The 22,789-nt window shown below is 41.4% G+C and carries 25 protein-coding genes; all 25 read right to left on the reverse strand.

What is annotated here, in order from left to right; translation table 11 throughout:
* Positions 1 to 15: 15 nt before the first annotated feature.
* Complete coding sequence (dxr, locus tag A8F95_RS16115) at positions 16 to 1,158, reverse strand: 1-deoxy-D-xylulose-5-phosphate reductoisomerase (RefSeq protein WP_065411457.1); 1,143 nt, start codon at positions 1,156 to 1,158, stop codon at positions 16 to 18.
* A gap of 30 nt (positions 1,159 to 1,188) precedes the next feature.
* The gene (locus A8F95_RS16120; RefSeq protein ID WP_065411458.1) at positions 1,189 to 1,977 is read right to left on the reverse strand and encodes a phosphatidate cytidylyltransferase; all 789 of its coding nucleotides are present in this window, start codon (positions 1,975 to 1,977) and stop codon (positions 1,189 to 1,191) included.
* A 33-nt stretch (positions 1,978 to 2,010) separates the two neighbouring features.
* On the reverse strand, positions 2,011 to 2,787 hold the full coding sequence (locus tag A8F95_RS16125; RefSeq protein WP_065411459.1) for an undecaprenyl pyrophosphate synthase: 777 nt from the start codon (positions 2,785 to 2,787) through the stop codon (positions 2,011 to 2,013).
* 154 nt (positions 2,788 to 2,941) lie between these two features.
* Positions 2,942 to 3,499 (reverse strand): ribosome recycling factor, encoded by a 558-nt coding sequence (frr, locus tag A8F95_RS16130; RefSeq protein ID WP_049661565.1) that lies wholly within the window; start codon positions 3,497 to 3,499, stop codon positions 2,942 to 2,944.
* A complete protein-coding gene (pyrH, locus tag A8F95_RS16135; RefSeq protein ID WP_049661564.1) occupies positions 3,499 to 4,224 on the reverse strand; it encodes a UMP kinase in 726 nt (241 codons plus the stop codon). Before pyrH ends, frr begins: the two co-directional genes overlap by 1 nt.
* Before the next feature lie 150 nt (positions 4,225 to 4,374).
* Positions 4,375 to 5,256, reverse strand: coding sequence for a translation elongation factor Ts (gene tsf, locus A8F95_RS16140; protein ID WP_049661562.1), 882 nt, complete (start codon positions 5,254 to 5,256; stop codon positions 4,375 to 4,377).
* Between the two features lie 111 nt (positions 5,257 to 5,367).
* Positions 5,368 to 6,102 carry a 30S ribosomal protein S2 gene (gene rpsB, locus A8F95_RS16145; protein ID WP_065411460.1) on the reverse strand — a complete coding sequence of 245 codons (735 nt, stop codon included), beginning with the start codon at positions 6,100 to 6,102 and terminating at the stop codon, positions 5,368 to 5,370.
* 147 nt (positions 6,103 to 6,249) lie between these two features.
* Complete coding sequence (locus A8F95_RS16150; protein ID WP_065411461.1) at positions 6,250 to 6,807, reverse strand: hypothetical protein; 558 nt, start codon at positions 6,805 to 6,807, stop codon at positions 6,250 to 6,252.
* Between the two features lie 29 nt (positions 6,808 to 6,836).
* Positions 6,837 to 7,613, reverse strand: a complete 777-nt coding sequence (locus A8F95_RS16155; RefSeq protein ID WP_049661558.1) for a FliA/WhiG family RNA polymerase sigma factor — start codon at positions 7,611 to 7,613, stop codon at positions 6,837 to 6,839.
* Positions 7,614 to 7,863: 250 nt separating this feature from the next.
* A complete protein-coding gene (locus A8F95_RS16160; protein WP_065411462.1) occupies positions 7,864 to 8,361 on the reverse strand; it encodes a chemotaxis protein CheD in 498 nt (165 codons plus the stop codon).
* Entirely contained in the window at positions 8,354 to 8,995 is a 642-nt protein-coding gene (locus A8F95_RS16165) for a chemotaxis protein CheC (protein ID WP_065411463.1), read from the reverse strand. The genes A8F95_RS16160 and A8F95_RS16165 overlap by 8 nt, the downstream gene beginning before the upstream one ends.
* Positions 8,996 to 9,006: 11 nt before the next feature.
* On the reverse strand, positions 9,007 to 9,444 hold the full coding sequence (locus A8F95_RS16170) for a chemotaxis protein CheW (protein ID WP_049661553.1): 438 nt from the start codon (positions 9,442 to 9,444) through the stop codon (positions 9,007 to 9,009).
* Positions 9,445 to 9,473: 29 nt separating this feature from the next.
* Positions 9,474 to 11,513, reverse strand: coding sequence for a chemotaxis protein CheA (locus tag A8F95_RS16175; protein WP_065411464.1), 2,040 nt, complete (start codon positions 11,511 to 11,513; stop codon positions 9,474 to 9,476).
* 16 nt (positions 11,514 to 11,529) lie between these two features.
* Positions 11,530 to 12,603, reverse strand: a complete 1,074-nt coding sequence (locus A8F95_RS16180; RefSeq protein WP_065411465.1) for a protein-glutamate methylesterase/protein-glutamine glutaminase — start codon at positions 12,601 to 12,603, stop codon at positions 11,530 to 11,532.
* A 2-nt stretch (positions 12,604 to 12,605) separates the two neighbouring features.
* Complete coding sequence (locus tag A8F95_RS16185) at positions 12,606 to 13,481, reverse strand: MinD/ParA family protein (RefSeq protein WP_065411466.1); 876 nt, start codon at positions 13,479 to 13,481, stop codon at positions 12,606 to 12,608.
* Positions 13,478 to 14,608, reverse strand: coding sequence for a flagellar biosynthesis GTPase FlhF (flhF, locus tag A8F95_RS16190; RefSeq protein ID WP_342669966.1), 1,131 nt, complete (start codon positions 14,606 to 14,608; stop codon positions 13,478 to 13,480). Before flhF ends, A8F95_RS16185 begins: the two co-directional genes overlap by 4 nt.
* Before the next feature lie 2 nt (positions 14,609 to 14,610).
* A complete protein-coding gene (gene flhA / locus A8F95_RS16195; RefSeq protein ID WP_065411468.1) occupies positions 14,611 to 16,647 on the reverse strand; it encodes a flagellar biosynthesis protein FlhA in 2,037 nt (678 codons plus the stop codon).
* A 24-nt stretch (positions 16,648 to 16,671) separates the two neighbouring features.
* Entirely contained in the window at positions 16,672 to 17,754 is a 1,083-nt protein-coding gene (flhB, locus tag A8F95_RS16200; protein WP_065411469.1) for a flagellar biosynthesis protein FlhB, read from the reverse strand.
* Position 17,755: 1 nt separating this feature from the next.
* The gene (fliR, locus tag A8F95_RS16205) at positions 17,756 to 18,532 is read right to left on the reverse strand and encodes a flagellar biosynthetic protein FliR (protein ID WP_065411470.1); all 777 of its coding nucleotides are present in this window, start codon (positions 18,530 to 18,532) and stop codon (positions 17,756 to 17,758) included.
* Between the two features lie 4 nt (positions 18,533 to 18,536).
* Positions 18,537 to 18,806 carry a flagellar biosynthesis protein FliQ gene (fliQ, locus tag A8F95_RS16210; protein ID WP_065411471.1) on the reverse strand — a complete coding sequence of 90 codons (270 nt, stop codon included), beginning with the start codon at positions 18,804 to 18,806 and terminating at the stop codon, positions 18,537 to 18,539.
* A 12-nt stretch (positions 18,807 to 18,818) separates the two neighbouring features.
* Positions 18,819 to 19,484, reverse strand: coding sequence for a flagellar type III secretion system pore protein FliP (gene fliP / locus A8F95_RS16215; protein WP_065411472.1), 666 nt, complete (start codon positions 19,482 to 19,484; stop codon positions 18,819 to 18,821).
* A complete protein-coding gene (locus A8F95_RS16220; RefSeq protein ID WP_077247408.1) occupies positions 19,477 to 20,163 on the reverse strand; it encodes a flagellar biosynthetic protein FliO in 687 nt (228 codons plus the stop codon). The genes fliP and A8F95_RS16220 overlap by 8 nt, the downstream gene beginning before the upstream one ends.
* Before the next feature lie 21 nt (positions 20,164 to 20,184).
* A complete protein-coding gene (locus tag A8F95_RS16225) occupies positions 20,185 to 20,547 on the reverse strand; it encodes a response regulator (protein ID WP_041099994.1) in 363 nt (120 codons plus the stop codon).
* Between the two features lie 23 nt (positions 20,548 to 20,570).
* The gene (fliY, locus tag A8F95_RS16230; RefSeq protein ID WP_425415014.1) at positions 20,571 to 21,779 is read right to left on the reverse strand and encodes a flagellar motor switch phosphatase FliY; all 1,209 of its coding nucleotides are present in this window, start codon (positions 21,777 to 21,779) and stop codon (positions 20,571 to 20,573) included.
* Positions 21,763 to 22,764: a flagellar motor switch protein FliM gene (gene fliM / locus A8F95_RS16235; RefSeq protein ID WP_065411474.1), complete on the reverse strand. Its 1,002-nt coding sequence runs from the start codon at positions 22,762 to 22,764 to the stop codon at positions 21,763 to 21,765. Before fliM ends, fliY begins: the two co-directional genes overlap by 17 nt.
* Positions 22,765 to 22,789: the final 25 nt, after the last annotated feature.

The following is a 22,789-nucleotide window of genomic DNA, read 5'->3' on the forward strand; positions in this document are numbered from 1 at the left end:
AAATAACCACCTTTTTTATAAAAGTGAGTGGACGAAGTTTCGTGTTTCCTTGTCGGTTTGCTGAATGGTTTCTAAGTCAGGTTGTGAAATAGACTGATGTTTTTCAAGAGCCCGTTCTACCATTTCATCAATTTGCAGAAAGGTAATCTTCCCGTCAAGAAAAGCAGCAACCGCCGCTTCATTAGCAGCATTCAGCACAGTTGGAACTGTGCCTCCAGCCTTGCCCGCTTGATAAGCGAGTGCAAGCATCCGAAATCTCTCTTGGTTCATCGGCTGAAAATGAAGATGGCCTGCTTCCAGCAAGTTCAAACGCCGGGCAGTGGGCAGCGGCAGCCGATCCGGATAAGAGAGCGCATATTGAATCGGTACACGCATATCAGGAGTGCCAAGCTGGGCAATTACCGAACTGTCGTGAAATTCGACCATCGAATGAATAATACTTTCTCGATGTAAAATAACATCAATTTGTTCATATGGCAAATGAAAAAGCCAATGGGCTTCAATTACTTCCAGCCCCTTATTCATCATTGTAGCCGAATCAATGGTAATCTTTGCTCCCATTGACCAATTTGGATGGTTTAATGCTTCCTGTACCGTTACATCCTTTAATTCTTCTCGTGTACGGTCGCGAAAACTGCCGCCTGAAGCGGTTAAAATGAGCCGCTCAATATTTTTTTTTCTCTCTCCCTGCAAACATTGAAATATAGCTGAATGCTCGCTGTCTACAGGCAAAAGCTCAACGTTATGTTTCTTTGCGGCCGCCATGACGAGATGCCCCGCCGTCACAAGTGTTTCTTTGTTCGCAATCGCAATTTTTTTGCCTGCCTCGATTGCTTGTAAAGTTGGACGCAGGCCGACGCTGCCAAGAACGGCATTCACTAGCATATCAGTTTCTTCAAAAACAGCCGTTTCAACAAGGCCCTCTTCTCCATACATCACTTTCAAGGAGGGAAATTCTGCTTTTAGCTTTTCTGCATCCTCTCGAAGTTCTACTGATACTAACTTAGGCTGAAAATCACCAATAATCTTTCTCGTTTCTTCTATGTTCCGGCCAGCTGAAAAAGCAGCCAATGAGAAGTCCTCACGATGCTGTTGGATCACATCTAATGTCTGACGACCGATGGAGCCAGTTGCACCTAAAAGACTTAATTTCTTCATCTCTTTCATCTCCTCAAACAAACTCTGCTATCACACTAGATGCAGTAAGTGAACAAGCGGGAAAACAAACAGCCAGCTATCTGTCCGGTCTAAAATACCTCCATGGCCTGGCAGCAGCGTTCCTGAATCCTTTACTCCATAGTGACGCTTTAAAGCCGACTCTGCCAGGTCACCAAGTTGTCCAAAGACAGATAATACAGCCGTAGCAATTAATAGCTTAGGCAAAGGGATATTCATATCGGTGAGCAATGCCATAATCAAAGCCACGACAATGGCGATCACCACACCGCCAATAGATCCCTCTACTGTCTTTTTCGGACTGATTTCTGGCCAAAGTTTGCGTTTCCCTAGAGACCGTCCTACAAAATAAGCACCAGAGTCGGTTGCCCACGTAATAAGAAGGGCAAAAAAGACAAATACGGCCCCCGCCTCTCTCGTTTCGATAAAATAGTAAAAACCGAAGCCGACATACATGGCAGCTAAAACTGTAAATCCGGCTTCTTCAAAATGGAACCTATTTTTAGAAATAACAGTGTACGCCAAAAGCAGCAATACAAATAAAGCAACAAGCTGCAGCTTATCATAGCCCAGCTGTTCAATCGTATTGGTTAAGCGTTCCGGCATCAATACGATACAAAGCAGCAAAATAGAAAGCAGCCCAGGCATTGAAGCAGGAGCAATTTTTTTCATTTTCAATGCTTCGATTAAGCCAATAATGGCCATTACATAAGCCAATATAATAAAAGGCCACCCGCCATAAAGCACAACCGGCAAAAATGCGGCCGCAGCAATAACAGCGGTTATTATACGTTGTTTCATCTCTCATACTCCTAACTCTAATGCTGATAAATGTTACGACAAACCGCCAAACCGGCGGGAACGCCGTTGAAAAGCTTCTATCGCTTCAAGCAAATGATTTTCTTTAAAGTCTGGCCAATTCACATCCGTAAACCAAAACTCTGTATAGGCCAGCTGCCAAAGCATAAAATTGCTTAAGCGAATTTCCCCACTCGTTCGAATCAGCAAATCCGGATCTTTCAAATGCTTCGTCATAAGATAGCGAGAAAAGAGCTCTTCGTTTAAATTTTCCTCTAATAGTATATCATTTTTTGCATCACGGATAATATTTTTTACAGCCGTTAAAATTTCCGCCCGGCTTCCATAATTTAAAGCAAAGTTTAATATTAAGCCATCATTATCACGTGTTTTTTCCATCGCCTTTTCTACAGCGCTCAACGTATGCTTCGGAATCTGACTTTGCTCACCCATCATTTGTACTTGAACATTTTCTTCAATGAGCTCCGGCAAAAAGGTGCCGAGAAATTCCTCAGGTAATTTCATAAGAAAATCGACTTCATGTTTCGGCCGTTTCCAGTTTTCTGTAGAAAACGCATAGAGCGTTAACACCTTTACACCGAGTTTGTTAGCTAGTTTCGTGATTCTCTTAACCGTCTTCATTCCTTCATGGTGTCCAGCAATCCTAGGCAAAGCTCTTTTCTTCGCCCATCTGCCGTTGCCATCCATAATAATTGCAACATGTTCCGGAACAGGTTCTTTTTTAATTGTTTCTATTCGATCTTCAGCATTATGGTTATCTGTTGTCTTCCATAATTTCTTTTTATTGATCATAAAATATCCTCCACGATGTAGCATCACCAAATTATAAATAAATCATTACCTATTATAATACCAAAATTACTCATTGATTACTTCGTAGAATTGGATGTATTTTTTTATTCAGCTCAAAAAAAGAAACCCTCTTGCAACGAAGAGGGTTCATACATTAAACTTCCATAATTTCTTTTTCTTTATCTTTAGCAATGCTGTCAATTTTACTAATAAAATCATCTGTTTGCTTTTGAACATCATCTGTCAGGCTGCGAAGCTCATCTTCAGTAATGTCACCAGCTTTTTCTGCTTTTTTCAGTTCTTCATTTGCATCGCGGCGAACATTACGGATCGCTACTTTTGCATCTTCAGCTTCTTTTTTAACAAGTTTCGCCAATTCTTTTCTTCGTTCTTCTGTTAAAGCTGGAAAAGCAAGACGGATAACAGACCCGTCATTCGATGGAGTCAATCCAAGATCCGACTTTAAAATTGCTTTCTCAATGTCACCCATTGCTGTTTTGTCATAAGGCTGAATGACAAGAAGACGAGCTTCCGGTATAGAAACAGAAGCAAGCTGGTTAATAGGTGTTGGAGCCCCATAATAGTCTACTGTTATACGGTCTAACAAAGAAGCATTCGCACGTCCGGCACGAATAGAAGCTAACTCTCTCGTATACGCTTGAATCGCTTTTGACATTCTTTCCTTCATCTGCTCAATTGTTTGATTTGCCATTATTCTTTCCCCCTCACAATTGTTCCAATATTTTCGCCCATTACAGCTCGTTTAATATTGCCGCTTTCTGTAATAGAGAATACGATCAGCGGTATGTCATTGTCCATGCATAAAGAGGATGCAGTAGAATCCATGACAGCAAGTCCTTGTTTAATCACATCGAGATAGGAAAGCTTGTCATATTTAACTGCCTGTTTATCAACACGCGGATCAGCGGAATAAACACCATCCACGTTGTTTTTCGCCATTAAAATCACTTCTGCTTCAATTTCAGCTGCACGCAGCGCTGCTGTAGTATCTGTAGAGAAGTATGGATTACCCGTCCCGGCAGCAAAAATAACGACTCTCTTCTTTTCAAGATGACGAATCGCACGACGACGAATATAAGGTTCTGCTACCTGTCGCATCTCAATGGACGTTTGGACACGCGTTTCGATGCCAAGCTGTTCTAGACTATCCTGTAAAGCCATTGAATTCATCACCGTAGCAAGCATGCCCATATAATCTGCTGTTGCACGATCCATGCCCATTTCACTGCCAATTTTCCCTCTCCAAATATTACCGCCGCCTACTACGACCGCTACCTCTACGTCAAGTTCGGCAATTTCTTTTACTTGTTCAGCAATTGACTTAATAACTGCTGGGTTGATACCAAATCCAGCTTCGCCTGCCAGTGCTTCCCCGCTTAACTTTAATACTACACGTTTATATTTTGGAACGCTCATGTAAACCTCCGTATGTATGGTTATTGGTTTGCCTCGGCTTTAACCTTGTGGAAAATTGCCAAACTCTAGATGAAATCCCTCACCAATAACCGGCAAGGGATTCCCATCTAACAATAACAATTTCTTTCTATTCATAAGAATGGAAAAGAATTATTTTTTCACTTGATTCATTACTTCTTCAGCAAAGTTATCTTGACGCTTTTCAAGGCCTTCGCCTACTTCATAGCGAACAAGATCCGTGATTTCTGCGCCTTTAGATTGAACAAACTTGCCTACTTTTTCATCTGGGTTTTTAACAAATGATTGGTCTACTAAGCAAATTTCTTCGAAGAATTTGCCAATACGGCCTTCAACCATTTTTGCTACGATGTTTTCAGGCTTGCCTTCATTTAAAGCTTGTTGTGTCAATACTTCACGCTCACGAGCTACTTCTTCTTCAGAAACGGCATCACGAGAGATGTATTTAGGATTTAGAGCAGCTGCATGCATCGCTACGTCTTTTGCTACGCTTGCATCTGTTGTTCCTTCAAGAACAGTTAAAACGCCAATACGGCCGCCCATGTGAAGGTATTCACCGAAAGCGCCATTGTCGCTTTTTGTTTTAATTTCAAAACGGCGAAGAGTTAACTTTTCACCAATTTTCGCAATTGCTTCGTTGATGAAATCGCCAACTGTTTGGCCGTTGTCCATTTTTTGCTCAAGTGCTTCTTCAACATTTGCAGGCTTTTTAGCTAACAAATGGTCAGCTAATTCTTTTACAAGTGCTTGGAAGCCTTCGTTTTTTGCTACGAAGTCTGTTTCTGAGTTTACTTCTAAAATAACAGCATTGTTGCCTTCGCTTTTAATGAAAGTTGTTCCTTCAGCAGCGATACGATCAGATTTTTTCGCAGCCTTAGCCATTCCTTTTTCACGAAGGAAATCAATTGCTTTTTCCATATCGCCATCAGTTTCTGTTAGCGCTTTTTTACAATCCATCATGCCAGCGCCAGTTTTTTCACGCAGTTCTTTAACCATTTGAGCAGTAATTGCCATAATCCATTTCCTCCTTTGAGTCATATGCTTCTTTATGATGCACAATTTTACTTTTTTCTTTCTAAAAAAAGGTGATAAGAGAAGGTCTACTTATCACCTTTTTATCAACTTTTACTCAGCAGCTGCTGTTTCTTCAACTTCTACTGTTTCTTCTGCTGTTTCTTCTCCTTGTTTCGCTTCAAGGATCGCATCAGCCATTTTGCCTGTTAAAAGTTTAACAGCGCGGATCGCATCATCGTTTGCCGGAATCACATAATCGATTTCATCCGGATCACAGTTTGTATCAACGATACCAACGATTGGAATATTTAATTTACGAGCTTCCGCAACAGCAATACGCTCTTTGCGAGGATCGATAATGAAAAGTGCATCAGGCAGATCTTTCATATCTCTAATTCCACCAAGGAATTTCACTAAGCGTTCGTGCTCTTTTTTCAATTGTACAACTTCTTTTTTAGGAAGTACGTCAAATGTGCCGTCTTCTTCCATCTTTTCGATGTTTTTCAAGCGTTGCACACGTTTTTGGATAGTTGAGAAGTTTGTTAATGTACCACCTAACCAGCGTTGGTTTACATAGTACATTCCTGAACGTTCTGCTTCTTCTTTAACAGACTCTTGAGCTTGTTTTTTAGTTCCAACGAAAAGAACTTTTCCGCCGTTTTCAGCTAATTCTCTTACAAACTTATACGCTTCTTCAACTTTTCTTACTGTTTTTTGAAGATCGATAATATAAATTCCATTACGCTCCTGGAAAATATATTTTTTCATTTTTGGGTTCCAACGGCGAGTTTGATGACCGAAGTGAACACCAGCTTCAAGCAATTGCTTCATTGAAATAACTGACATGTTTTGGTTCCTCCTAATGGTTTTTAATTTTTCCTCCGCTCCCATCATTTTTGATCAGAAACTGCCTGCTAGACAGCACCATCTGATCAAATCCGCGAGCGTGTGTGATAACACCGTTAGTAAATATACCACAGCCTGGCAATGCAATCAACTATTTTTGCCAGCATCAGCAAATTTCAATGCTAATTCTACTTCTGTCTTTCCTTTATTTAATTTTTGGGCAATCTCTTCTACGCTCAGCCCCTGATCTTTTAATGAAAAGATATCGTCAGGCTTTTCTTGTTGATTCGGCAGCATCTCTTTTTCTTCAGCTTGTTTCTTTTCGACTTCCTCCGACGTTTTACTTGTCATGCTATACACTTTGGCAGCCCGGACCCGCTGCATGGAAGGAACAGCAATCGACAAAGACTCTTCCTGCAATCGTGTGTCCAAATTAGTCTCTTCGACAGTTTTCGCAACAGAGCGTTTGCTATCTGAAACAGAGCCCTGTACTGCCTGTGAGACTGAAAGCTCTTTGATTAACTTCTCGTTCTCTTCTTTCATTTCCAGCAAATAAGCATTCATCATTTCTTCCATATCTGCTACCAGCTTCTCTTGCTGCTTTTTTATTTCATATAATCGATTTTGTCTCATAAACAGTAGAATAATTGCAAAAAGAGCAACAACATTAAGTATAAATGAAATAAAAATAAATAGAGTAGCCATTAGATCTCCTTACGAGTAGAACGTTTTCTTTAATGTACGGGGCCATTAATTTTTATAAGTTGATTCTTTAACTTAAATAACGCTTTTGAGTGAATTTGTGAAATTCTTGAGGTTGAGAGATTCATAACCTCACCGATTTCAGTTAATGTTAATTCCTCATGATAAAATAAGCTGAGTACGAGTTGTTCTTTCTCTGACAGCTTAGCAATTTCTCCTGTCAACTCCTGAACAAGCTCACCCTTAACGAGCACATCCTCGGGCAAATCTGCTTTGTCATCTTTTAAAACAAAACTCTTTCCTTCTGAGTCTTCGTTGTCATGCACTTGTTCGTCCATTGACAGAACATTAGAAAACAAATGCTCTGTCATCGTCTGATGTACTTCTTCTTCTGGAATATCAAGCTGTTCTGCTACTTCTGCTGCGGTAATTCTCCGAAGATGCTTTTGTTCTAGCTCTTCAATTTTTGCTTCGATTTTTTTCGCCTTTTCTCTCGTTCCTCTCGGCAGCCAGTCTTCTTTTCGAAGTCCATCTAAGATAGCACCACGAATACGAAAAGAAGCATACGTATCAAACTTTAAATCACGAGCCGGATCAAATTTTTTCAACGCATCGTATAAACCCATTAAGCCAAGACTTTTAATATCTTCCTTATTCACACTTTTCGGCAAGCTTGCGGCGATTCGTTGAGAATGGAAAGATACGAGCGGCATGTATTTCTCCACAAGCAAATTTCCTGCCTCTGGATCCTCTGATGCTTTCCAAGCAGCCCACAGCTTTTGTTCATCATATCTATTCTGTTTGGCCATATTTGATGTTTCTCCTCCTCGGATTGACCTCTCAGAGAAGTTTTTCTGAAAAAGACGGTCAGACTATTTATTCTTTATCTTCCACATTTTATTAGAAAATACCGCCAGAACGCAAATAAATTTTAAAAATAGAGAAAAAGGGACATTTATATGTCCCCAAAAGATTATAGGAAGAGTCTATTTTCAACATTTCAGGTTAATTGAAAGCAAGCGTTTGTCAACAGCCTGAAGGGACATATGTATGTCCTTCTTAAATAATGTGACTTCCTTTATTGACTGTTCTGATTTGAAGCTCACAACTATGTGGATCAAATTCAATCGTACGGCCGCTATTCCCACCGACATCTTCAGCTACAATCGGTATATGGTGTGTTTGCAGCATTTGTTTTACAGCTTCTACATTCCTCGGCCCAATTTTGAAGGAGCTGTTTTGTGAACTGAATTGAAACATTTGAGCGCCACCGGCAATCTTAGCTTTTAACCTATAGACCTGTGCTCCCTCTAATTTCAACAAGGCGATTAATTCATTAATGCCTGTGTCTGCATATTTTGCTTTGTTAATATGACCAGATTTAGCAAGCGCTGAATCTGGCAGCATAACGTGTACCATCCCGGCGACTGATGCCCGTTCATCGTAAATAACGACCCCTACACAAGACCCAAGTCCCGATGTGCGGATCACATGAGGCGGGCGGACAATATTTAAATCGGCAATTCCTACTTTTACTATTTGACCAGTACTACTCATATAAACCGACTCCAAGAGCCTCAAATATTGGTCCAAATGACAGGGGATCCGGAAGCAGGAAAAAATGCCCTTTCATTTCATCTGTATGCCCTGCTTCTACTTCCTTTAAAATCGTTTCGATGACAATTGCATAATCTCCATATTGGGAAGACTCAACAAGTCCGTAGCTAATAATAGCGCCAAACATATCGATCGCGAGCTCTGGCACGGAAGGATAGATCTGCAGGTGAGTAAAGTCCCCAAGCGCTGATAAATAAGAGCCGGATAGAATGTTTCCCAGTTCCTGCATAGCGGATAATCCAATACTTTGCTCCCCGGCTCCCTTAAAAGAAAAAGCTGGATTGCCCGTCATGTTGCTAATAAAGCTTTCTGCTTGCTGTAAAGAGAGCACAAAAAACATGTTACCCGTGACTTCGCCTTCGATTCTCAAACTTACACTGACGACTTCCTGTTCCGCTCCGCCCGCCATTTCCATCATATCGTTGAAGGAGACAATGCGGGCGCTTGGAACTTTCATGTCAATCTGCTTATTTAATAAAGTAGAAAGGGCCGTAGCAGCATGTCCAGCACCGATATTACCGAATTCTTTTAATATATCTAAGTGGGTTGTATTAATCTTTTCTATATAATTCATAATCTCTGCCTCTACTTAAAAACTCTCTCTAAATTTAATAAAATCAGCAGTCTTTTTTCAAGCTTGGCGACACCTGTAATATATTCTGCTTCCACAGCCCCCACAATGTCAGGCTGAGGCTCGATAATGCTTTTAGGAATATCCAGAACATCATTTGCACTGTCTACAACGAGACCAACTTCAATATCATCAGAAGATGCAATAATAATTCTTGTTTGTTCGTCATATTCTTTCTCTGGCAAGCCGAATCGCTTACGCAAATCGATGATTGGCGTTACAACGCCTCGTAGATTAATCACTCCTTTGATAAAAGGCACAGTCCCTGGTACGCGCGTAATGTGTATCAACTTTTCAATGCCTTGGACTTGGTGGACCGGAAACGCATATTCTTTATCCATTAATTGAAAAGCAATCACTTTGATCATGGACGGAGCTGTGATTTCACTCATTTGTTTGACCTCCTTTTCTTATTTACTCATTATTTTATTAAGGCGTTGCAGTCTACGATCAAAGCGACTTGTCCATCCCCAAGAATAGTTGCGCCTGAAATAGCAAACACATTTGATAAATAATTTCCCAGTGACTTAAGCACGACTTCCTGCTGACCAATAAAGGAATCAACGACTAAACCAGCCATTTTATCCCCTTTACGTACGATCACAATAGAGTAAAAATCATCTTCCTGAGTTTCCTTCGGTACTTCAAAGATGCGCTCTAAAAAGACGAGCGGTACAATCTTTCCTCGGAAATCAATGACCTGCTGTGTATGAGCATTTAAAACGTCTTCTTTTTTAACAATTGCCGTCTCAATAATAGAGGACAGCGGAATCGCATATTTTTCTTTTTCTACTTCTACTAGCATGACTGAGATAATGGACAGAGTCAGCGGCAGTTGAATAAGGAAGACCGAACCGGCTCCTTCGGCCGCTTCGATGCCAATTGAGCCGCCGAGAGACTCAATGGTTGTTTTTACTACATCCAAGCCTACACCGCGTCCAGAAATGTCAGATATCTTGTCAGCAGTTGAAAAGCCAGAAGCTAGAATTAATTCATAAATTTGATTATCTGACATAGAGGCTGCTTGCTCTTCTGTCACTACACCCTTTGCAAGTGCTTTATGAAGGACTTTTTCTTTGTTAATACCTGCTCCATCATCTTCAATTTCAATGAAGACATGATTTCCGCTATGATAGGCTTTGAGCTTAACAGTACCTTCTTCGGATTTGCCTTTCGCTTTACGTTCTTCAGGTGTTTCAATTCCATGATCGATCGCATTACGAATTAAGTGAACAAGCGGATCACCAATTTCATCAATAACTGTTCGATCCAATTCTGTTTCAGCACCAATAATTTCCAAATTAATCTTTTTATTCAAATCACGTGCTAGCTGGCGTACCATTCGGGGGAAACGGTTAAATACCGTTTCTACCGGCACCATCCGCATATTAAGAATAATCGTCTGCAGATCACCTGAAATTCTAGACATTCTTTCGACTGTTTCATTTAACTCCGGATTATTAAGCTCACCTGAAATTTGTTCTAAACGCCCTCTGTCAATAACGAGCTCTTCAAATAAATTCATTAGAATATCAAGCCGCTCAATATTTACACGAATAGTTTTGTTTGAAACAGCCTGTTGTTTCCCCTGCTTTGGCTCTTCTTTCTTTTCTGTTTTTTCGGGAATTGCCGTTGGCATTGGTGGTGCCGGTGCAGCAGCGGCCGCTACTTCTCTTTCTGCTTCTTCCGTTTTCAACGGCTGCGCAATAAACTCAGTCACCGTTACCCGTTCCACTTCCGAGACCTTTTTCACCTTGCTCTCAATATCCTCAGCCGGCTCTTGAGTAATCAGCGTTACCACAAAACGTTCATCAAACTGCTCTGATTCGAGCTCTTCAGTAGAAGGTGTTGACTTAATCACTTCTCCGCATTTTTCTAGTACTTCAAACACCATGAATACGCGAGCCGCCTTAAGTACACAATCGGCCCGCAGTTCTACAGCCACTTCTAAACAATTAAAACCTTGCTCCTTCGACTGCTGAATGACTGTGTATTCAAATTCATCATACTTTACAGTAGAGGAAGGACTGACGGAAGGAGAGGCTTCTGTTTGTGCAAAAGCTGCGGTGCTATTTACCGTTTCTCCATTTTCAATCTTCAAAAGTTTGTCAACGATGTCTGATACATCCCGCTTACCCGTACCGCCAGCAGCAATATCCTGCACCATCGCTTCTAAATCATCAATCGAAGCAAAAACTACATCTAAAATATCAGCCGTAACGTGAAGCTTGTGATTACGAATCGCATCAAGAACATTTTCCATTTTATGCGTTAAGTTAGCGAGATCCTCATACCCCATCGTGGCAGACATTCCTTTTAACGTATGGGCAGATCGGAAAATTTCATTAACAATCGCAAGATCCTCTGGATTCTTTTCCAATAATAACAAGTTTTCATTGATCGCCTGCAAGTGCTCCTTGCTTTCATCAATAAAAACTTCTAAATATTGATTCACTTCCATCAGCCACTCACCCTTTCTATCCTATATACTCTAAAATTTTTTCAGCAATATGTTCCACGGGAACTGTACAATCCACCAAGCGGGTAGCAATAGCGGCTCGTGGCATTCCAAATACGACACATGACTCTTCAGACTCTGCAATTGCCTGCACATTTCCTGCTTCTTTTAGCTTAATTAGCCCGTTTGCCCCATCTGCTCCCATCCCAGTCATAATAACAGCAACCTTATGAAGGCCTGTCACTTTGCTAACAGATTCAAACATTACGTCAACTGCTGGACGATGTCCGTTGATGGGAGGTGATTGATCAAGGTGCACGGTAAGCATCGCTTCCATTTTCTTCACTTTTAAATGAAAGTTTCCTGGACAGATATAAGCAACTCCTTTTTGCAGAACCTCTCCGTTTTCAGCTTCCTTAACATGAATAGCGGACAAGGAATCCAGCCTTTCAGCCAAAGATTTTGTAAATCCCGGCGGCATATGCTGAACAACAAGAACCGGCGCGTCTAAATTCTCCGGCAGCTTAGTCAACACTTTTTGAAGGGCTCGAGGTCCTCCTGTTGACGTCCCTATCACTACAAGACTTTGCTCATTTTCTCGTTTTCTGTTACTGACGGGTTTCCTATCTTTTTTATTCTGCACTGCCGGAATTTGAGTAATAGGATGCACAACTGAAGTCACGGAACGTAAATTCGCTTTGCTCGCAGCTAGTACTTTTTCAATCAATTCATCTTTAATTCTATGAAGGTCAAGTGAAATCGTCCCTGAAGGTTTTTTAATGAAATCAACGGCTCCTTTTTCCATTGCCTGAAAGGTGGTCTCTGCACCTGTCCCGGTTAAACTTGACAGCATCACAATGGGAGTTGGCATATTCTCCATAATATAACCTAGGGCATCAAGCCCATCCATCTCGGGCATTTCTACATCCATCGTCACTACATCTGGCTTAAATTCTTTAATTTTCCCAATCGCGTCTTTGCCATTTCGGGCGGTCGCTACAACTTCTAGCTCAGGGTGTAAAGACAAAAATTCAGTAATCAATTTTCTCATAAATGCAGAGTCATCAACGACGATGACTTTTTTCTCTCTCATTATTAGCGCCTGCCTTTCACAAAGAAATGACGAAGCTTAGATATAAAGCTAGCTGTTTCTGATTGGTTCAATGACTCTCCTTGTCCCTGTCTATATATTCTTACCGCCTCCTGTAGTGCCTTGGAAATTTTGGCGTTCGGATAAGCAGTAAGAAAGGGAGTCTGTGCACTGACAGCTTTTTTTACAACTGTACTTTCAGGAAGTACCCCCAATTCAAAGCTTTCTTTCCCTAAAAACTTGTGGACCGCTTGCTGCAGCCGTTTTGCAGCTTCTTGTCCTTCTCTCTCTGAATCTGCCCGGTTGCACAAAAGATAGAAAGCATTTTCTCCGCCATGAGTATAAATGTATTTCATCATGGAATAAGCATCCGTAATCGCAGTCGGCTCAGGAGTCGTAACAACTATTATATCGTCTACTGACATCAGAATATTGAGCGCTTCCTTTGTTGCTCCGGCCCCCATATCAAATAATAAAAAATCATATTGCTGCTGGAGTTCTTCCACATCATTTAGCCACCGGCTTAGATGACTTTCGTCCCACTCAATTAATTGACTAAGACCGGACCCTCCTAAAATATAGGAAATGCCTTCACTGTCTTTGTACACTAGCTCTTCAAGCGAAAGACCCTTTTCAAAAAAGTCAGCAATAGAATAAACTGCTGACTGTCCCGTCAATACATGGATGTTTCCCATCCCTATATCCATATCAAATATTAGCACTTTTTTACCATTTTGGGTTAACTCAATCGCAAAATTTAACGAAATATTTGATTTTCCTACTCCGCCTTTTCCGCTCACTACGGCTATCGTCTTGGCTCTTCTTCCTGCCAGCCGGTTCAATCTTTTCCGTAGTTCTGCTGCTTGATCATGATTTGTCATAGGCGATCACCAAAAATAATATCAGCGATTGTTTCAGGTTCAGGACGGACCAAATCGTCCGGTACATTTTGCCCATTGGTTAAAAAAGCTGCGCCCTTTCCATATTGGCACATGACATTTATAATTGCCCCATGACTCGTTGTCTCGTCCATTTTTGTAAAAATAAACTGATGGATAGGCACAGCTGAAAATTGATGGATCACCGCATGGATATCCTGTTCTTTTGAAGTGAGCGATAAGACTAAATAATTTTCCATTTTTTCAAAAGGAATCATCGCTCTTAACTCTTTAATAAATTGTTCTTCTAAATAATTGCGGCCTGCTGTATCAATATAAACAACATCATAACCTTTAAATTTTTCAATAGCCTGCTGAATGTCGGCTGGTTTATACGTTACTTCTACGGGTACTTTCAATAAATCCGCATATGTTTTCAACTGTTCAATTGCGGCAATTCTATAGGTGTCAGTCGTGATAAAAGCTGTCTTAAGTTTTTTTTCCAATACACTTTCCGCAGCGATCTTTGCGAGTGTTGTTGTCTTTCCTACACCAGTCGGCCCCACAATGTTCACAAACTTTTTTAGAAAAGGCAGCTGTTCATGCTGCAAAGGCTTAATTTTTTCAATAAGCCACTCCCTGCTCCATTCATCAACCATGTCTTCGCTAACCTGTCCTTTTACTTGCTTCCACTTTTCTAAAAGGACCTGCTTTAATTCCGTAATCAACGGATCCGCTACCTCTTGTTTTTTTAATTTTACAATTGGCAGCTTAAGCTCATCTGGATAAGCATCTAGTGATAAATGATCTACTCTAGAGAATTGTTTTACGATCTCCTTTAGTTCATTTAATTCCTTTTTCAGCATCTCTTCGCTATTTTTTTCTGTCTTAGACTGAAGGGGGGGCCTGCTGTTTGCAACAGCAGGCGTGACTGCTTCCTTTAACCGAATTGTTTCTTGCGGTGGATTAGGATCAATCGCCGCTACTACTTCGATCAATTTCTTTTTAAATAATCCTAAAAAGCCTCTGGTATACACGGTTTTCGATTGTAGAAGTACGGCCTGTTCTCCAAGTTCAGCGCGAATTTTCTTCATTGCTTCTGGCATGGACGATGCCGTGTATTTTTTCACTTTCAATCTAAGTTCACCACCCCTACGCTTTGAACTTCAACATTAGGCTCTAGTTCATTGTAAGATAAGATTGGCAATTGCGGGAAATACCGCTCAGCAAGCTGTCTTACGTACATGCGGATGGCAGGCGAGCATAAAATAATCGGTGCCTGCTGCATAAACGAAACTTGTTCTACCTGAGCTGCCATCGCTTCCAGTATTCGCTGGGAATCAGTCGGATCAAGTGATAAAAAGTTCCCGTGCTCTGTCTGTTGAACGCTGTCCGCTACCCGCTTTTCTACTTGCCCTGATAGTGTAATAACTCTTAGTGGTTCTCCTGTCTCGGCAAATTGCCCTGTGATTTGTCTTGCCAGTGCCTGACGCACATATTCTGTTAACAGATCTGTATCAGACGTCATTTTCCCAAAATCGGCTAGCGTTTCAAAGATGATTGGCAAATTTCTAATCGAAATATTTTCTTTTAACAATTTAGCCAATACCTTTTGAACTTCCCCTACTGTTAAAGGATTAGGCGTTACTTCATCTACTAAAATCGGATAAGACTCTTTTAAATGATCAATAAGCTGCTGTGTTTCCTGACGGCCGAGCAGCTCATAAGCGTTAGCTTTAATGACTTCCGTTAAATGGGTAGAGACGACGCTCGGCGGATCGACGACTGTATATCCTAAAATCTCTGCTTGTTCTTTCATTTCTTCCGTAATCCATTTTGCCGGCAAGCCAAAAGACGGTTCAATCGTATCAATGCCTTCGATTGTGTCATCGTCTTCTCCAGGACTCATAGCAAGGTAATGATCGAGCAGCAATTCACCCGAGGCCATAACGCTGCCTTTTATTTTAATTCGATATTCATTTGGCTGCAGTTGAATATTATCTCGTATGCGGACAACCGGAATGACAAGCCCTAATTCAATCGCAAGCTGGCGGCGGATCATCACGACCCGGTCGAGCAAATCGCCACCTTGGCTAGCGTCAGCTAGTGGAATGAGCCCATAGCCAAACTCAAACTCAATTGGATCAATATTTAACAAGTTCACGACGCTCTCCGGACTCTTCAATTCCTCTGTCTCCATTTCTTCTTCCGCTTCGAATATGTCCACTTCTTCTTTTTTGGGTGTACGCTGCAGCATATAGCCGCCAAAAGCGAGGGCACCAGCAATAGGAATCGTTAACACATCATTGATAGGTGTCGCGATACCAAGCAAGAAAATCGTACCGCCTGCCACATAAAGCATCATGGGAAAAGCAAGGAGCTGTGACATAATGTCTTCTCCGAGATTTCCTGTTGAAGCGGCACGTGTCACCACAATTCCTGTTGCTGTTGAAATTAAAAGAGCAGGCACTTGAGAGACAATTCCATCACCGACTGTTAATAGTGAATAACGAGCGGCGGCTTCGGCAGCTGGAAGTCCTTGCTGAACGACACCGACAATCATCCCGAAAATTAAGTTGATGATAACAATGATGATACCTGCGATCGCATCCCCTTTAACGAATTTTGTCGCACCGTCCATTGCTCCGTAGAAGTCGGATTCACGGCTGACTTTTTCCCGTCTTTCTCTCGCTTCCTGCTCTGAAATCATACCCGCATTCAAATCAGCATCAATACTCATTTGTTTCCCAGGCATCGCATCAAGCGTAAAGCGGGCTGCTACTTCAGATACCCGTTCTGATCCTTTTGTAATAACGATAAACTGGATAATAATTAAGATAAGAAAGACAACCATTCCGACGACGATATTTCCGCCGACGACGAATGTCCCAAATGTCTCGACAACGCCGCCAGCCTCCCCTTTACTCAAGATAGAACGCGTCGTCGACACATTTAGCCCCAGTCGAAATAATGTTAATAACAAGAGCAAGGATGGAAATACAGAGAACTCCAATGCTTCTCTCATATTCATTGAAATGAGCAGCACTAAAAGCGCAAGAGAAATATTTATAATAATTAACACACTTAGCAGCCATGACGGCAGCGGAATAATTAGCATCGCTACTATTAAAATGACACTTAGCAATACGGAGATGTCTCTTGCTTTCATTACTCTCTCTCCTAACAACAAAACTTACAATTTATTTTTCAGACGATAAACATAAGCCAAAATCTCAGCCACTGCTTTGAAAAACTCTTCTGGGATTGGCTGACCGATCTCTGCTTGATCGTAAAGCGCTCTTGCCAGCGGTCTGTTTTCAATCAGCTCTACTTCATTTTCACCAGCCACATACTTAATTTTCTGAGCTAAGTAGTCGACTCCTTTTGCTACGACCACTGGTGCATCAGCCTCTTTTTCATCATATTTTAAAGCGATTGCATAATGGGTTGGGTTTGTAATGACAACGTCGGCCTGCGGCACTTCCTGCATCATACGGCTCATCGCCATTTCCCTTTGCCGCTGTTTAATTTTTGACTTGATCAGCGGATCGCCTTCTATGTTTTTGTATTCATCTTTAATGTCCTGCTTTGACATACGAATGCTTTTTTCAAAATCATACTTTTGATATAAAAAATCCAGCAGTGCCAGAAAAAGAAGCGCAGCTGAAGCAGCTGCTCCCATTTGCAGCGTTAACGCCCCCACAGTCCTTAATCCGTCGGCAACGGACTTAAATGAGAGCTTTATGACTTCTTCAATATTGGACCATAAGATAAAAAAGGTAATGGCACCGACAAAAGTAATTTTTAACAGTGATTTTAATAATTCTACTAATGCTCTGACGGCAAAAATCCGCTTGAATCCTTTAATAGGATCTAACTTCTCGAGCTTCAGTTTCAACGGCTCTCCTGTTACCAAAAAACCTACTTGCAAAAAGTTCGCTGCCACCCCTGCTAGAAGAGCCACGAGCATAACCGGTCCTAATATATAGACAAGCTGCCCCATAATTTCGAGAACAATCACTTTAAGGTTAGACTCTGTCACTGGCATAGTAAGGTAATATTGAAGTGAATGCTTAAATAAATGAAGAATTTCTTTTCCAATAAAGGAAGAGCCAATGAATAAGAAGCCGAACAATGATAAAAGACTGATCGCTGTTGTGACATCCTGACTTTTTGCAACTTGTCCTTTTTTACGGGCATCCTGCTTTTTTTTCGGGGTCGCTTTTTCTGTCTTCTCTCCGGCAAAAAATTGGAGGTCTAACCGCAATTTCTCCACTTTATGTGCCCCCTAGTAATGTCATTACGTCACGCATCGTATAAAGCATCAGTTCAAATAGCTTTTGGAACATCGTAAACATCAGTCCAATGACCACTCCCATAACAACAAAGGCAACTCCAATTTTAATCGGGAAGCCCACAACAAAGATATTAAGCTGCGGCACCGTTCTGGCTACTACTCCAAGGGCCACATCGACTAAAAATAATGTTGCTACAACGGGCATAGCCATTTGAAAAGCAATCAAAAACATGGAAGTAAAGGCACGGCTTACATATCCAGCGAGACTTCCGTTGCCAAAGTGAAGGGATACCTGATCAACAGGAATGTATTGGTAGCTATAAAAAATGCCGTCTAATATTAAATGGTGGCCATTGAGTGCAAGCAATAATAATAAGGCAAACATGTAAAGGTATTGCCCCATGAGCGGACTTTGCGCCCCAGTTTGCGGATCGATTACATTGGCGATAGCAAACCCCATCTGAAAATCGATCAGCCCCCCTGCGATTTGGATAGCAGCTATCATAATGTACGCTGCTAAGCCAATGAGCAGGCCGACAAGCGCTTCCTTCAAAATTAACAAAAAGTACTCGCCATCAATTTCAAGAGGACCTGCATCTACCGTATAGTACATCGTCCAGGAAAGCAGAACAGCAAACCCGATCCGGTGCATGGCTGGCAGAGTCCGATGTGAAAATAACGGCACCGTTATAAAGAAAGTTGAAACACGGACGATAATTAATAGTAAGACAGAAAAATCAGGTATTATTTCTTCCATTCAATCAACCTACAAATCTTGTTAAATTCGTAAACATATCAAGCGTATAAGAAAGCATTTTGCTGAGCATCCAGGGGCCGAAAAAGATAAGACCAATTAAAACGGCGACAATTTTCGGAATAAAAGCCAGCGTCTGCTCTTGGATTTGAGTCGTCGCCTGAAAGATACTAACCGCAAGACCAACGACAAGGGCAATCATAAGAAGCGGGCCACAAACGATAATCGTTGTGTAAACACCTTTCTCAGCTAAAGAGATGACCATTTCAGAATTCATTATTCCACCTACTTAAAAGCTTTTCAGCAAAGATTGAATGACTAAATACCAACCGTCTACAAGAACAAATAGCAAAATTTTAAAAGGAAGAGAAATCATCACTGGCGGAAGCATCATCATCCCCATCGACATTAGAATACTAGCAACCACCATGTCAATTACGAGAAACGGGATAAAGACCATGAAGCCAATTTGAAAAGCGGTTTTAATTTCACTTAAAGCAAATGCCGGAACAAGAGAAGCTAAAGGAATATCTTCGACGGTTTTCGGCCGTTCTGCTCCCGAATAGTTTAGAAACAGCTCTAAATCTTTTTGCCTCGTCTGTTCACTCATAAACTCTTTTAGCGGCACACTTGCTTTGTCATAGGCCTGTTCAAGGTTGATCTCTTCATTAAATAACGGGGTAAGTGCTTCATCATTTATTTGTTGAAATACAGGAGCCATAATAAAGAAAGTTAAAAACAATGCAAGCCCAAGCAATACTTGCGTCGGCGGCATTTGTTGAGTTGCGAGCGCCGACCTTACGAAAGACAATACGATAATGATCCGCGTAAAACATGTCATCATAATCAAAATGCTAGGAGCAATCGATAACACAGTCAGTAAGAGAAAGAGTTTGACCGACGCCGATACATTATCAGGAGAACTATTGTTGAAAAACTCCATAAACTCATTCATCTTGCTTCTTCTCCCTGTCGTTCATTTTGGAAATGGCCTGCTTGCGCGATTGTTTTATCTCACTCAGTTTATTCTCAAATACTTGTTTAAAAGGATCCTTCTTCTCGCTTTTTTGTGTTTCTTGGCCTTTCCATTTGCTGATTAGTTTCGTCATAACATCCTGCGGTTGCAGCATTTGATCCATTTGATTGCTATAGTGATCAACAAAGCGGGATCGTTCCTCCTCATCGTCAATCTCTTGAAGCAGTTGAATATTCTCCCCCACTCCGAGAATTAGAACCCTCTCTCCTACTTTTACCAATTGAATCGAGCGGTTCCCTCCAAGTGGTGTACCTCCTAAATGCTGAATTAATTTTGTTTGCTGGTAAGAACGGCTTTTTTGATTAACGAAGCGCAGTATAAAATAAATAAGGGCGAGAACAAAAATGAGCGCTCCTATCATTTTTAAAAAGTCCCAAATCGTCACGCCAACCGCTGTCCCTGTTTCTATTTGTTGATTTTGTTTGCCCTGCTTTTCCGTCTTCGGCAGTTCTGTTTCCTGTCCACACTTTTTAGGACTTTCTAAACAGTCTTTCACATTATTGTCAAATGGCTCTGCTTGCGCAACAGAAACATTGCCTGCAAACAGAGCCATACTGAAGAGGATCAAAGCGAAAGGCTTAAAAAGTTGTTTGATCAAATAACGCACCTTCTTAAGCTTTTATGCTAAAGTTTTGGAAATTGCTTCAATAACACGATCCGGCTGGAAAGGCTTTACGATAAAGTCTTTTGCCCCCGCCTGAATCGCATCAATAACCATTGACTGCTGACCCATGGCTGAACACATAATGATTCTAGCATTTGGATCATCTGCCTTAATTTCTTTTAAAGCGGAGATGCCGTCTTTTTCAGGCATTGTAATATCCATTGTAACTAAATCTGGTTTTAATTCTTTGTATTTCTCAACAGCTTGCGCCCCATCAGAGGCTTCTCCCACTACTTCAAATCCGTTTTTTGTGAGAATGTCTTTAATCATCATGCGCATGAATGCAGCATCATCCACAACTAGAATACGATTTCCCATCGTTACTAACCCCCAGAATAAAATTAATTTAAGTTTCTTAGACGGTCGCTCTGACTTAAAATATCTGTAATGCGAACGCCGAAATTCTCTTCAATGACAACGACCTCTCCCTTAGCTACTAATCGGCTGTTGACAAGGATATCAACCGGTTCACCAGCTAGTTTATCCAGCTCGATAATAGAACCTGCTGTTAAGTCAAGAATATCTTTTACCGATCGATTCGTTCTTCCCAACTCTACCGTTACTTGCAAGGGTATATCCAACAGCATGCTTAAATTGCGTGTTTCATGCTCCTGTAGTGGCGGTGGTTCAAACGAAGCAAAAGAAGCAGGCTGGACATTGACAGGCGGCTGCTGAACAGAGGCATTCGCTGCTTGTCCATTTGCCTGTGCAGGCTGCTGGCTATTATGCTGAGTCGGAGCAGGTGAAGCTGGAGCTGTTGATTGCTGATTCACCGTTTGAGCCGGCTCCGGCTGAGCTTGAGGCTCCTTCGCTATTTCTGGTGCAGGCGCTTCTTCAACCGAAGGGTTCATTAATTCATGAACAAGCCCTTTAGCAAACTCTAATGGAACAAGCTGCATAATGTTGGAATCAATGAGATCGCCAATCGTTAAACGGAAAGAAATTTTCACAAGCAGTTCTTGTTCTTTTAGCGCATCTTCGCCCTTCCCTACATTCAAATCCATTATGCCGATCGAAGGCGGAGAAATATCAACACGCTTATTAAAAATCGTTGACATAGAGGTTGCAGCCGAACCCATCATCTGGTTCATTGCCTCTTGTACGGCGCTTAATTGGATCTCTCCTAGGTTTTCGCCAGGGTTGGTCCCATCGCCTCCGAGCATTAAGTCCGCAATGATGGCTGCATCTGATTGTTTAATAACGAGCAAATTAGTCGCCCCTGTAAACCCTTCTGTATACTCTACTTCAATTGCTACATATGGATGAGGAAATTCATCCTTTAGATTTTGACGATCGATCACACTGACTGTTGGCGTTGTAATTTCCACTTTCTGATTTAATAAACTAGAAAGTGCCGTAGCAGAGCTCCCAAATGAAATGTTACCGATTTCGCCGAGGGTATCCTGCTCAAAAGAGTCTACATACGTTTCTGTAGCCGATGCAGCGGCTGCCTCCATTGTATGATCGCTTTCTTCGTTTGTATCAGCTGTACCTCTTAACAAGGCATCTATTTCTTCTTGAGAAAGCATGCCGTCACCCATTGTCCTCATCTCCCCCCTTGAACTCATCAAGAATTTGAATGGCCATTTTTTTATTCATTTTTCCAGGTTGTGCAGTGAATTTTGGAATATCGCTAACCTTTACGATGAGCGGCTCATTGATACTTTTTTCCATCTCAATAACATCACCGACAGCAAGCGCCAAAAAGTCCTCTACCATAATAGTAGTACCGCCAAGTTCAGCTATAATAGGAACTTCTGCTTTTTGAATTCGTCGTTGTAAATTTTCATACTCCCCTGGCTGCCTTTCTTTTTTGTCCGGATTTTGCATCCAGTAATGGACAGAAAGTTTGGGGATTACTGGCTCTAAAACGACGTGAGGTATACAAATATTAATCATGCCTGTCGTTTCGCCAATTGTTGTATCTAATGATATCACAACTACCGTTTCATTCGGAGATACCATCTGCAAAAATTGTGGATTTACTTCAAAATTTGTCATAAGTGGATCAATATCCATAAGATTTGACCAGGCCTCACGATAATTCTCGAACGCCCGTTCAAATATATTCGACATAATCTTTGTTTCTATTTCCGTTAATCCCTCAACATTGTGGACACTTGCTCCGCGGCCGCCAAGTAATCGATCTAAAACAGCGTAGGCAATATTGGGGTTCACTTCCATCAGAACGTGACCATCAAGCGGCGGCACTTCAAAGACATTTAGCACCGTCATATTGGGAATAGAGCGGATGAATTCTTCATAAGGGACTTGATCCGTTGATGCGACTGAAATCTGTACGAACGTCCGCAGCTGAGCAGAGAAAAAAGTCGTTAAGATTCGAGCAAAATTATCATGCATCCGCGTTAAGCTGCGAATTTGGTCTTTTGAAAAGCGGAGGGCTCTCTTAAAATCGTAAACTTTGACCCTTTTCTCCTGCTCTTCCTTCTTCAGTTCATCCGCATTCATTTCTCCTGTAGAAAGAGCGGACAGCAAGGCATCTATTTCATTTTGCGATAAAACCTCTCCCGGCATGCTGTCACCTCCATCAAATAAATTG

The sequence above is a fragment of the Pseudobacillus wudalianchiensis genome (assembly GCF_001685015.1).
Lineage (GTDB): Bacteria > Bacillota > Bacilli > Bacillales > Domibacillaceae > Pseudobacillus > Pseudobacillus wudalianchiensis.